This is a genomic window from Aulosira sp. FACHB-615, assembly GCF_014698045.1.
Classification (GTDB): domain Bacteria; phylum Cyanobacteriota; class Cyanobacteriia; order Cyanobacteriales; family Nostocaceae; genus Nostoc_B.
In genome coordinates, this window is sequence record NZ_JACJSE010000004.1 from 174707 (window position 1) to 188337 (window position 13631).

At 41.8% G+C, this 13631-nt stretch carries 7 protein-coding genes; 3 read left to right on the plus strand and 4 right to left on the minus strand.

The window, feature by feature from the left end; all coding sequences use genetic code 11:
• Nucleotides 1-10: 10 nt before the first annotated feature.
• Nucleotides 11-1177, minus strand: coding sequence for an ABC transporter permease DevC (gene devC, locus H6G77_RS07975; RefSeq protein WP_190871279.1), 1167 nt, complete (start codon nucleotides 1175-1177; stop codon nucleotides 11-13).
• Between the two features lie 262 nt (nucleotides 1178-1439).
• The gene (locus H6G77_RS07980; protein ID WP_190871280.1) at nucleotides 1440-2105 is read right to left on the minus strand and encodes a Uma2 family endonuclease; all 666 of its coding nucleotides are present in this window, start codon (nucleotides 2103-2105) and stop codon (nucleotides 1440-1442) included.
• Between the two features lie 227 nt (nucleotides 2106-2332).
• On the opposite strand from H6G77_RS07980, the gene H6G77_RS07985 reads away from it, so the two are divergent.
• Entirely contained in the window at nucleotides 2333-4588 is a 2256-nt protein-coding gene (locus H6G77_RS07985; RefSeq protein ID WP_190871281.1) for a DUF1796 family putative cysteine peptidase, read from the plus strand.
• Between the two features lie 337 nt (nucleotides 4589-4925).
• Here H6G77_RS07985 and H6G77_RS07990 read toward each other — a convergent pair whose 3' ends face one another.
• A complete protein-coding gene (locus H6G77_RS07990; RefSeq protein WP_190871282.1) occupies nucleotides 4926-7022 on the minus strand; it encodes a hypothetical protein in 2097 nt (698 codons plus the stop codon).
• A gap of 90 nt (nucleotides 7023-7112) precedes the next feature.
• The gene (locus H6G77_RS07995; RefSeq protein ID WP_190871283.1) at nucleotides 7113-8288 is read right to left on the minus strand and encodes a hypothetical protein; all 1176 of its coding nucleotides are present in this window, start codon (nucleotides 8286-8288) and stop codon (nucleotides 7113-7115) included.
• A gap of 461 nt (nucleotides 8289-8749) precedes the next feature.
• On the opposite strand from H6G77_RS07995, the gene H6G77_RS08000 reads away from it, so the two are divergent.
• Nucleotides 8750-10039 carry an AAA-like domain-containing protein gene (locus H6G77_RS08000; RefSeq protein WP_190871284.1) on the plus strand — a complete coding sequence of 430 codons (1290 nt, stop codon included), beginning with the start codon at nucleotides 8750-8752 and terminating at the stop codon, nucleotides 10037-10039.
• Nucleotides 10036-13608: an AAA-like domain-containing protein gene (locus H6G77_RS08005; RefSeq protein WP_190871285.1), complete on the plus strand. Its 3573-nt coding sequence runs from the start codon at nucleotides 10036-10038 to the stop codon at nucleotides 13606-13608. Before H6G77_RS08000 ends, H6G77_RS08005 begins: the two co-directional genes overlap by 4 nt.
• The last annotated feature ends 23 nt before the right edge of the window (nucleotides 13609-13631 follow it).

Genomic DNA, 13631 nt, shown 5'->3' on the forward strand with positions numbered 1-13631 from the left:
AATTACTAATTTAAAACAGGTCAGCCGGATTAGACTCTCTGAGCTTATTCATACTCACAAAACCAGAAGTAAAGCACATAATTATTGTTAATAGTAGTACCAGGGAAGCTCGCGGCCATGTCATATTCATCGGTAAAGATGTAGCACCATTGACAATGGCATATAATCCCAAAGACATGATTAGACCAGGAATATAACCCAAGACTGCCAAAATCAATGCTTCTTGAAACAAAATATTTAAAAAGAAACGATGTTTATAACCTCTAGCTTTGAGAACGGCGTAGTCTGGTAAATGGTCGGTAATTTCACCATAAAGAATTTGATAGACAATAATTACTCCTACTAAGAAACCGACAAAAACCCCTGTAGTAAAGACAAATCCAATAGGCGCACTAGTAGCCCAATAATGCTTTTCATATTCGATAAATTCTTGGCGTGTCATCAACCGCACTTTACGGGGAAGTTGAGCGCGGATTTGTTGAGCGATCGCCTGTAAATTTACTCCTGGTTTAAGAGTCACTAAACCCAGGGTAATATTATTAGAAGAACGATGAGGAAATAGATAGTTAAAAGTCATACTACTGGTAATCAAATTACCATCATCAGCAAAAGAAGCACCAGCAAAATTTACTAAGCCACTAATCCAAACCTGATGTCCAGCTATTTCAGCCGCGATTGGTTTTCCTGGTTGCAAATCTTGAAAAACACTGCCATATTCTTTTGCGTCGGAGTTACGATCAAATAAAACCACGCCTCTAGCTTTTAAAAGATGAGCAACTGTCTGAAAGTCTTTAATCTCAAAAGGAAGATTATCTGGGTTAATCCCTAAAATAATAATTCCTTTGCCGCCGCGAACACTACCATAGCGGAAATCATCTCGTGCGTGGTAGACATAATTTACAGATTCAACTTCCCTAAAATTGAGGGCGCGATATAAATATTGGCGGGAAAAATCCCCAGTGTTCGCCAAAGTTTTCATATCAGTATTGATTAAAACCAAATCAGCCTTGAGGAGTTTATGCAGTGCTGTTTGGCTTTCATAGAGAGAATCTAAAAATGCTAATTGCATAAAAATCAGAATAGCTGCAAAAGCAATACCTAAAATCGCTACAACTAGGCGTAGTTTATAGCGAGTCAATTGCAACCAAGCTAAGGGGACTCTGCCCAAAAAATTCATGTAAACTTTTGTGTGTCAATTGGAATAGATTAATCTTAAATTTCCCAATTTTATGCCTTTGCTATCACTGTATAGACATATCTTGCACCTAGCCCCGACGAATGGAATTCGCGGCTAAAAAAACAGGCGTTGCTGATTAAGAGGATGAATTTTGTTTCGCGCAAAGGCGCAAAGGCGCGAAACATCTATCGTTAACCTTGTGAAAAAAGCTTAATTAATCACGCATTTATGCAACGCCAAATTGTCTATTCTAAATTTGCACTTATTTTGTTTGTAATTGCTGCATTAACCAATTAGCGGCTGCGGTGTTAGTTTCTTGGGGTAATCTTTCTAGTGTTTGTTCAATCAGAGCGATGGGTAAACCTGTCAACACCTGAGAAACTTCGATCGCTTGATAGATACCTGTTGCAGTTAAACCAAATGCAAATAGTCGCATTCCTTTAACATCAATTACCCAGTATTCTGCAATTCCTAAACTAGCGTAAAGTTGCTTTTGCTCATCCAAATCAATACCTAAAGTGGTATCAGCAATTTCTCCCACTAAATCCGGTAGACGATGACGATCAAGAATAATCCGACGTGGTTCACCTGGTTGCCATCTCGGAATATTTTCACCTTTGTACAAAACTAAATCTGGCGCACAGGCGTGGGTTTCGGGATTTTCAATTAAACAGCGTCCGTAGGATTGCAATACCATCTCTGGGTGTAGGAACGCCCAAACAAAGAAAACTGCCGTCATCAAATCGCTAAAAGAAGAATGTCCTAGTCCTTCTGTTCCCATATCAACCCACAACCATCCCTGATGAAATGCAATTTTACGCCAATCGATATCGGGGTTATCTCGCACCTTCTCATAGTCTTGCCAAGTTGCATCATACTGCTGAAACACCAGAGAAGATTGGCTAAATTGTTCTAAGGAGATGGTCATTGCCAGACACCTTACAAGTCCGATGGAGTGTGATTTGCGATCGCCTCTATAATAACGCTTTCACCAGACACCAAAGAATATTGTCGGTACTTCCTTCCCGATTGCTATGAATTTTTCTGGAAGGTTCTTGGAATACAGACTTTAGATGTAGTATGTGATACTGTCAAAGCATCTGGAGGATTCAACCTTTCCAGTGGCATTTTATTCTTAAATTCACAAAAAATCTTATGTATCGCTTCCAGGTTAGTGCATATACCCAAACTGGTGAATCTATTGGGCTGCTTGGTTCTACTTCCGAGTTGGGTTCGTGGGATATTACTAAATGTGTTCGCCTCCGCACCAGTGGCGATCGCTATCCTTTATGGTGGACAGATGAAATTGACATTCAGCCATCTTTAGATACTGGCGATGAGCAGAAAATTGAATACAAGTATGTGCGTTTCAATACTAGTAATTATGGGGAATGGGAAGCTTTTGGGTGGAATCGTTGGCTACCGATTAACCATGACCATTCCAGTACTATTGTTGTGGATGACGGGGCATTCGGTTATTTACAGCCGTATCCCTTCGGCTATCTTGAGCAGTCAACTACTGCTAAACCAGTATTCACAGCAGATTCTGACAGTTTAAAAATAGTAGTGATTGGTAGTTCTGTGGCCTTGGGTCATAAAGCCTGGTTATTTCACGGTTGGGCTGGACTACTAGAAGAAACTTTACAACAAAAATATGGGCATAGAGTCGTTAATGTATCAGAAGCGGGAGCCAATGTCAGCAGAACGCTCGCTCGCTTTGCTTCAGTAGTTACACCAGAACAACCTGATGTCGTAATTATTGCTTTATCTTTGGGTAACGAAGGATTAGCTTATTGTGCGCCCCACGAACGGCGAGCCATACAAAGGCGGTTTGAAAGCGGTTTGCAGCAGTTGGTGAAAATGACGCGCAAACTAGGCGCGTTGCCAATTTTAGGGGGTGTTTATCCCAATAACAATTATTCTCCTGAGCATTACTGGCTGTTAAAAGATACCCACAACAGAATTTTAAATTGGGGTGTGCCGATTTTAAATTGGTTGCCAGCCTTAGATAATGGCCAGGGACGCTGGCGGGAGGGGATATCTTTTGACCCGGCGCATCCCAACACCTTCGGTCATCGCTTGATGTTTGAAGCGATCGACTTACAATTATTTGATATCGACAAAGCCAAATTAGCCAAAGAAAATCCCCATTTCTGGCAACCCAACGAAATCCCGATTTATCTTGATCATGCGGGATTTTATGTTTGTGCCTACATCGAAGAAAAAAGTCTGCGAATTAGTAATCCATCACCCCACAATTACACCATTGCGCCTTATTGGCAAGAACTCCAAACGGTTGTGCAGAGCAAAGCCAAGTTGCTTCCTGGTATTTACGTTGCCAAAAATCCCCAGCCGGGAACACTGCCATTTTTTGCTGTGCAGGAAGATGGCGCGATCGCTACAACCGTAGAAATACCATCAGGATCTGATTTAGAATATACTGCCGCTTTTAATTTATTCGCCCCCAATGACTCCCAAGTTTTGTTTTATGATGGGCATTTGGGAATCTTGCAAAAAGATGAACATCACCTCTGGGTAATTAATGAGTCAGACCATGAATATAATATCCATCCCATGTGGAAAGAAGTCCGGCAAGCACTAAAAGCTGTACCAGCAGGTGTTTACGAAGACCCATTACACCCGGAGATTCCCTTCCGCACGATGATGATTGGTAAAGATGGGCTGGAAAGTCGAGTGAAAATTCCATCACAGTCGGCGGTGTTATTTCGATATCAATGTAAATTATCAGACATTAGTCGCGTGGCAATTGTGCCGTTGGGCGATCGCTGTGCAGTACGGATGATGCTGTATAAAATGGAATATGATGGCCCAGCTTTTCCCTTTGACTTAACCCGCACTACCAAGATTGCAGACATCGCAGATATCATCGAAAATCGTTTTTACGATATGTGGAATCCCAGCTTGCTAGATTACAGTCCAGAAGCAGGGAGAATTTATCACAGCAAATGGTCTGGTTTATCTTTTGCCCATGAAGTTGAAGCCACAGACAACCCTGTATATGATATGTCTCCGGTATATGAACGGATGCGGGTACGCTATACAGCACGTTCTCAAAGATTTTGGTACACAGTTGAAAATTGCGACCAAGCACTGTTTGTCCGCACTGGTATATGCGATCGCGGCGGCGTGTTAGATTTAGTCAGCAAGCTAAAAAAACACTGCCAAGGTAAACCATTTCAACTTTTGCTACTTTCGCCCCAAAACTCTGATGAGTTTTTAGACATTCCCAATGTGCTGCATTACAACGCCGAGTTTAACCCCGACCGGATGTATGATGACTTGGAACATTGGATGTACTGCACAGAAATTATGCGGGGAATTTTAGAATCTTTGGGTATTTCTAGCAAAAATTTGTTTTGGTGTCCTCCCAACGTGCGCTTTAAGGATTGAAAAATACATCCGTCAGAATCAATTGGTGGAGAAAAAATACCCATCACTGATTATACATAAATGTTGGGTTCCGTTCCTCCACCCAACCTACACCAGTCTAATACCAATTTGAAAAATGATTGCGACAAATGGGTTACTGAAAAGCTCACCAGTAAGCAATTGCCCAATCCAAAATCCAAAATCTAAAATCCAAAATGGTATAAGTTGTTGCTTTAACTAAAATGTATTGGATTATACATTTGCCTTGCTGTAAAGTTTTCAATAGCAGCTTTTACAGATGAAATATATGAAGCGATGATTCTCAGCGATCGCACCCCTAAAACTGAAATGCAACGTCTCAGTCCTGATAACAGCGTAAGCGTTGCAGTAATTGTTCGCGTTCTGGCGATGGTGTGACATTCTGAGCAATGGCGATCGCAGTTTTGGTGTCTCCTGTGCGGACAAGATTTAAAGCAATCTTCCCCCAGAGACGAGAACGTTCTGCAATCGGTGGTAAAGAAGACTCTGGGGCATTGCGGAGGGTTTGTATGGGAATATTGAGGAGCGATCGCGCTTTTGTCAAATTACCTTGAGTCAGATTTAGTTCCACAACTCGTAAAGCAAAGTCCAACTTTTCCCTAGGATTTCTCCCGGCGTAACCAATAAAACGGGATGCTTCCTCTGGCTGACGATAGGCGATCGCTTGATTACCTGCTAAGGTAGCAAAGTCTACTTGCTGAAGTAACTTTAATCTTTCTGCCAGTGTAAAATAAGCTGATCGCGTTGTGTCAAATTCTGAACTGATTGATAGCAATAATTGTGCTTGCTGTGGCAATGCTTTTTCTGTTTGTATCAGTGTGACAATTCGATTCAATACCTGATCGGCTGGACGATTGGTGGAAATCAAAGCATTGGCGATCGCCGCATGAGTTGTGATGGCGGTAGGTAAAGCAGAAATGCTATTAGCTATTACTTGGCTACGAGTGAATAATTGATCGGCAACAGCAACATTACCACGGCGATGGAACGCTTGAGCAAACCGCAGCAATCGCCGCACATCGGTTTTTTCCCCAGCAATTCTGGCTTCTGCATCCTGGGTTTGTCCATCTGCGAGGGCGGCTATGGCAATATTATCTAGCCAGCGATCAGTTTCATCGAAATAGCCTGCATCTATCTGTACGATCATCGGACGTGGTATCATTTGCCGAGCAGTTGTAAACTGCTTATTGGCAATCAAATCTTGCAAAACAATTCCCAAGACATTCACCGCACGCAGTTCAGCAATTAGGGCTTTGAGTTCGGGCTGATAGCCGCGAGTTTCAGATAAATTTGACATCTCGCCATACCATTCATTATCGAAGCGTCCACCAAACTGATCGGCTATGTTAGCGGCTTTGGCATCAGCAACTAAACGAACGATCGCTTGCTTACGAATTTCTGGCTGGTTAAATTTGCGACCTTCTGCTGCGATTGTTAACCAACTTCTAGCCCGGAAAGAATTAGGGCGTTTCATGTGAGAAAGAATTTGCTGCGATCGCCCTAAATCTCCACTGGGTGCATAGTGCAGCACCAAATTCATTAATTTAATTTCCCGTTGTTCAACATCTTTAATTGCTAGTGCTGCTTTGAGCAATGGATCTAGTAATTGCTTTGCTTTTACTGGGTCTCTAGCTTTAACGTAGGTAGCAGCAATCTGAGTGACGGTAATATCAGGATCGTAATCTTGAGGAGAAAGTTGCTTTAGCACCTCTAAAGCTTTTGTGGGTTGGTAAATTTGGAGATATAAATTAACTATTTGTGATAACGATTCACGTCTGGCGTAGGTATCTGTCAGATTTTTGATAGTTTGCTCAAACCCATAGTTGAGGGAAGATGCAGCTTCCGCCGGTTGGTTGAGCGCAATCCACCCTTCTGCAAGGCGAATGTGAGCCGCAATTAAATCTTTAGGAGTATTGCGAATTCCTGATACCGACTCAGCCGCAAGCCGCAGGGTTTGTTTTCCTTTGATGGACTGGCCAATTTTTCCATAGGCGATCGCAGATTCTGTCAAGATTTGAGTTTTGCCCAGACTATACCCACTTGGTAAAGGTTTAGCTAAGACCACGATTTGATCGAGAATGGTAGCAAGTTTTGGATTATCCTTATATGTCAGTGATTGTATTTGAGTAGTAATTGTCTTGATGGCAAAATCTAATGTCTGGGTTGTAAAAGTTGTATCTCCTCGCAGTTGAGCATTTTCTAGCTCTCTGGTAATTGAAGGGAGCGTATAAGTTAGGGACATTCCAGAAATTTCGTTCCAGCGTCGGGTACTTTCAGCAGTTAGCTCTACACGGCAAGCTTTAGAAATCGTTATCCTAGCATCTGCCGCATAAATGGGAACAGAGTAAATTAGTTGAGAAGCAATAATCAAAGCGAGCGATAGCTTCACTCGCCGCAGGTATTGTGTGAGCATCATAAGCTTATGTTGTCTATTCGTATTTACTTAAATTAGGGCGTGTTAATTACTAAAAGCCTTGTATCTAATGGATTTATACTCAGCACTCAGCTATCGTTTGCTAAGAATCTTGCCACTGAGATTAACCGTGTAAGTCAGTGATTTCTGAAAATTTGTCACCGTGACATTCCAACCGTCAAGGCGCTGCGTTGGTATGCAAGGTTCATTGGGTGCAGCTGTGGGACTGTGGAAACAATAGAATCTTGGTGCAACTTGGGTAATGCTAAGATTGGCAATGGGTTGTTTCAAGTCTGATTGGGCGGCGTTGAATACTGTGCGAGCGATCGCAGTTGGTAAGTCATCAGTGCGGTTGGGAAGTCCGGCGATCGCTTCGGTGCGAATATTAACTTTATCACTGCTAATCCGGTATATTTGCTGTGCTTGGGGCTTTCCCGCCACCGTTACCCGATAACCCCGGATTGTTTGTTGAGCGCAGGATTCGGCTAAATTACCTAATCCTAAACAGCTATCAGTAAAGGTTTGAGGCTCGATTTTAGTAATCAGAACAACTGAGGGTAAGATTTGCAAGTGATAGCTGGCGATACTCTTGATTTCGTTAACCACCGAAATCGGTAAGCCGCGTTCAATCACAGGATTAGTACGTGCAATCAATTGTAAATCGTCGGCTCTTTCACCTCGAAATACCCAACTTTGGCGTTGGTGGGGAATGGTAATTTTCCAGCCTTGGCTGAGAAAGGGATCGCAAGCATTAGGGGCAGAAATATTTTCACAACCGCTTGCCCAAGTTGTCTTTTCAGATGAAATATTAGCTAATAAAGGTTGTCCAGGATAGCCCCACTGTTTCGCTTGTTGAATCGCTGCTGTGATCATTGCCGTTGGCGGAATTTCTTGAGCAGGTTTTCCTAGAGAATGGATGTTTTGCCCGTTCCTTTGCATCAAGACTCTAAAGTTACCATTATCAGTGGTGAAATAGACCAAATTTTGACGCTGATCGGCGATCGCAATTTTCCAGTAAGGTACAGGATTGTACATCCACATATCGCCCTTACCAATTCGAGCAACTTGAACGACTTTTGCAGTATTATCAAGTTTCTCTTTGGCGATCGCATCTTGAAGCACTTGTTGAGCGATCGTCTTTGCTTGTGGTGTAGTCAAAATTTGCGGATTAGCAACGGTAGATTGTAAGGGAATTAGGGAACTAGAAAAAAGCAGACATCCGATAATAGTTGATTTTAATAAGGCTTGGTGGGAAAAGTGTTGCAGCATAGAATATTGATTGAAAAATATCAGTAAATCTTGCAGTTTCAAGTTAGCTAATAAATACTCAGACTCAGGATTGAGTTACAGATTTGGAAACAAAATAAATGTTGGGTTTCGTTCCTCAACCCAACCTACAATTTTCCTTGTGACCATTTTTCTGTGTATTTCTTTGTACCTTTGCGCCTTTGCGTGAGATAAAAAAATTGGTTCATTTACCTGAAAATCGCTGTAACTTTTTACTTTTGCCTTGTTCGGTCATATTTGTATGATGCTTGATGCGTATTGTCATTGTCAGCCGGAAGAAATCTGGTTTTTTCAGGCGATAAATTCTGGTTTTTTCCGGAAAAATCCTGCTAACTATTCCCCATCACTAGGTGATAACGGTTTCTTCTGGTTGTTTGGGTATTAGGGGGAATTATTGAGAAATCCTATGTTAGAAGATAAACATCGCTTTCTAGTTTAGGGTTATGAGCTTAGACGCTGGATTTCAATGGAATGCTACTCAACAACTCGTTGATCAGTTGATGCTACAGACTACGCAAAAGCATCTGAGTGATGTTGAAATCCAAGTTTTGCAGGGTGCATGGGAAGGTAAAACCTATGAAGCGATCGCGGCTGAGTCTTATCTTACCGTGAAGTATGTTAGTGAAGTTGGCGGGCGGTTGTGGCAATTGCTGTCAGAAGCACTCCAAGAAGAGGTGAAGAAAACCAATTTTCGCCAAGCTCTTCAGCGACGATGGCAAACCCATCAGCCCCAATCTTACCAGGGAATTCAGCATCAACCATCTCAGTGGGAATTTTGTTGTGCAGAGATTGATAAACCAGGGGCTTTACTCCGCATTAAAGCACCAATTCAGTTTGGTAAAACCACACTTATGGCGCAAATTCTCAAGTATGCCCAACAACAAGGATATCGGGCGATCGCTATCAATTTGCGGGATGCGGTTATTGATGATTTTGACAGTTTAGATAGTTTCTTACAGTGGTTTATTGCTAGTGTTACCTATGCGCTGAATTTAACGGTGGATATCGAAACTCATTGGCGCAAAAGTTTAGGCAATAGCAAAATCAAATGTAGAACTTATTTACAAAAATATCTCTTAACTGATGATATCCCTTTAGTCATTGCCTTAGATGAAGTGGATCGCCTATTTACTCATCAATTAATTGCCGGTGAATTTCTGGGAATGCTGAGAACTTGGCATGAAGATGCTAAAACCAAATTGCTTTGGACTCAGTTACGTTTGATAGTTGTTCACACTGAAGTTTACACCCAAATTGATATTAACCAATCACCATTTAACGCAGGTACAGAAATTCAACTAACAGAACTAAATTCCACAGAAATTCTCACTTTACTAAATCAGTATCAATTGCACTGGAGTCAGCAAGAAATAAAAAAATTAACTGCAATTGTTGGTGGACATCCTTACCTTGTCACCTTGACTTTACAATCTCTGGCTCAAAACCCAACTTCCCTTGAGCAATTGCTTAATACCGCAGCAACTCCCAATAGTATCTACCGCAGCCATCTAGAAAGGCAATGGCATAAGCTACAAACTCATTCTCATTTACTTGCACCATTGAAAGCGATCGCTTCAGCTGATGCTGCTATTTCCATTCAACCACACTTCCATCTCGATGATGTGGTGAAACTCTATGACTTGGGATTAATCCAACTACAGCAACACCAAGTATCTATACGCTACGAACTTTACCGTCAATATTTTCGTGAACGTTTGGGAATTCAAACATGAACAATTACAACCATTATCAAGTCGGTGGTAGTTTACGAGAAGGTACTGAAATTTACGTTCATCGTCAAGCCGATAGTGATTTATATACAGGACTAAAAGCGGGAATATTTTGCTATGTTCTCAACTCTAGACAAATGGGTAAATCGAGTTTAAGAGTGCGTACCATGTCGCACTTACAGTCAGAAGGATTTGTTTGTGTTGCTTTTGAAATGCGCGAACTCTGCGTTTATCAAGTGAGCGCAGATGAATTTTATGGAGGATTTGTCAGCCATTTTGCTAGTGAACTTAACATTGAAATTGATTTAGAATCTTGGTGGTCTCAAAATACTTTGCTACATCCATTTTTGCGGCTGAGTAAATTTGTGGAAGAAGTTTTATTAGCAAATATCTCTCAGCAAATTATCGTTTTTGTAGATGAAATTGACAGTATTCTCAATCTAGAATTTAAGGATGATTTTTTTGCTTTTGTGAGATATTGCTACAACAAACGCGCTGATAAACCCGAATTTCAAAGGTTAACCTTTGCCCTATTTGGTGTGGCTACACCCACTGATTTAATCGCAGATAATAAATTTACACCACTAAATGTAGATAGTCGCGCCATCGAACTTACAGGTTTTCAATTGTCCGAAGCTAAACCCCTGGAACAAGGCTTAATTGAGGTGGCTGCAAATCCTACTAAGGTGATGGCAGAAATTTTGAGTTGGACTGGTGGACAACCATTTTTAACTCAATGGTTATGTCAACTAATTAATACATCAAATACTTTTATTGCATCGGGATGGGAAACTTCAGCAGTAGAAGCGATTGTGCGATCGCAAATGATCGAACATTGGTTAGCAAATGACCGACAGCAGCATTTTCAAACAATTCGCGATCGCATTCTCCACAATAAATCTTTGGCTTGTTGGTCATTAGGACTTTATCAGCAATTGCTCAATCAAGGGGAACTTTCGGCTGAAGATAGCTGGGAGTTAATGCAGTTGTGTCTTTCTGGTTTGGTTGTCAAACGTCAAGGCAAATTGAGCATCTATAATCGCATCTACGCCACTGTTTTTGATTATACCTGGACAGAACAAGTTTTGCGGGCTATCCGTCCCTATGGTGCAGAACTCACCGCTTGGGAAATTGCTCAAGATGCTCAATATTTGCTGCAAAATGAATCCTTGCAGTGGGCGTTGGTTTGGGCAAAAGGATTGAGTTTGAGTCATAGTGATTATCAATTTTTATCCGCCAGTCAAGCCCAAGAACTAGCGATCGCCCAATCCAAAACCCAAACAGCAATACAACAAGAAACTCAAGCAATTGGGCGATTAAAAACCGTGCAACATCAAACCAAAAAACAATTGCGAATTGGCGCGATCGCGCTTTCTGCGGCTGTAATTAGCACCATCGGCACGTTTTTTTACTTCCAGCAATCAGAACAGCAACTCAGAACCAATGCAGATATCTTAAATTTACAACAAGAAGGAAGTCGAATTTTGCAAGTGCGTGCAGATGGGAACCAGCTGAAGGATTTGCTAGGGGCGATGAAATCAGCGCAAAGGCTCAAACAATTGACCAAACAGCATTCTTTTAAACATTTACCCACCCATACGCCTTTATTTGCCCTACAAGCTGTTCTGTCCACGATTAATGAGCAAAATCGTTGGCATTTAGAAAGTCCGGCGGTAGCGATCGCCTTTAGCCGTGATGGACAAAAACTAGCAACTGGAGGAGAAGACGGGGCGATAACTCTTTGGACACTACAGGGAAAGAAAATTCAGACAATCAAAACTCACAAAACTAAAACTCTCCAGGGCTTCCCCATTTCCATTTCTTCTCTGAGTTTTAGTCCTGATGGTCAGTATATTGTCTCTGCTGATTCCGATTATGAAATCCAGGTTTGGCATCTCAAAACAGGTACTCTTGTCAATAAACTAAAACTCGATCAAGAAACTCTTAGCGATGTCCAATTCACAAATGACAACAATATTGTGGTAGTCAACGCCTTTGGCAAAGTTGCAGTCTTGAATTTGCAATGGAAATTACTTTACACCAGGCAGATTGCTCCACCTCAACAGGGTATTGACCTTACTATTAGTTTAGAAGGCGATGCAATTGTGTTTATCAATGCCCAAGGAAAACCGGAAGTTATAGACATTAAAACTGGTGCGTTAATCAAAACCTATCCTAACATTAACCATAATTTAGGCGAGCGCCTTTGGCACAGTTTCCGCACAAAAGATGGTGCTTACATTTCCGCCAATCTCAACACCCTCAAATTATGGCATCCAGACGGAACTTTACAAGCAGAAATCAAAACTCATCAATTACTGGTTTCAGGTTTTAGTTTTAGCTTTGATGGTTCTGTCATCGCCACGAGTCACCCAGATGGGATGCTGAAACTTTGGAAAATCCATCCTCAAAAAATCTCCACTCCATTGACACCACCAATACAAACTCCCCGTGTAGTTGTGGGAAATCAGCAACGCATCAACCGCATACAACTACCGGGTGAGAAACTAAAAATTGCTGGGGCAAAATCTGATGCTCAAAATAGAATTATGGATGCCACTCTGAGTCCTGATGGACAGACAATTGCTGCGACAAAATTCAATGGAGAAATGACATTATATAAGGCAGATGGCAGCGAACTCATAACAATACAAACTAATCTACCGGAAAGTGTGATTAAATTTAGTCCCGATGGTTCGCGCTTAGTTTTGTTATCAATTCGTCAGCAAAAAATACAATTCAGGTTAGCAAATGGGGATTTAATTAAAGAAATGGATGCGGCTCATTCTAAACCAGGAATCGAATTTAGTCCTGATGGCAAAGAGTTGGCAATTTCTGGTAATCAACCCGATAAAATTCAACTTTGGAGTAGTGAAGGTAAATTTTTAAAGACTATCAAAGATGCAGATTCCCTCTACTTTAGCCCCAACAATCAAACCTATATTACAGTAACTTCTGGTAATACCCCCACACGCACCCTGCGCCTATGGAGAAGAGACGGAAAACTGCTCAAAACCCTATCAGGACAACCAAATGAAATCACTACAATGGGATTTTCCCCCAGTGGGCAGTTTATGGTTGGCGATCGCTTTGGTAAACTGGTAGTCTGGTCGGCTGAGGGTAATCTCATCCAAACCCTCAATCATGGCGCAGCGATTATTGATATCGCTCACCGTAACGATGGACAGCAGTTGGCGACAGTGGGAATTGATCAAAATATCAAACTTTGGCGTTCTGATGGTACGCTCATTCGCACACTTGAAACCAATCAAATCGGTCGCTTTGAATTTAGCCCAGACGGGCAATTGTTGATTGCTAAGACTATTGATAGCACAATCCATGTCTGGCAAGCCGACGGCACACCTATTACTCGCATCCCAATGGGTGGTGCATTTAACACTTTCCTCAATTTTACCCCAGATGGCAACCGTTTGATTTCTAGCAGTGGGTCAATGCTCTATTCCTGGAACTTGAATCTTGACGATCTCCTCACCCAAGGTTGCAATTGGCTAGGGGACTATTTCCAAAACCATCCCCAGGAGTTGCAGCAACTTCCATCTTGTCGTAACTGAATTGAGGAGATCACTCGCCAGCC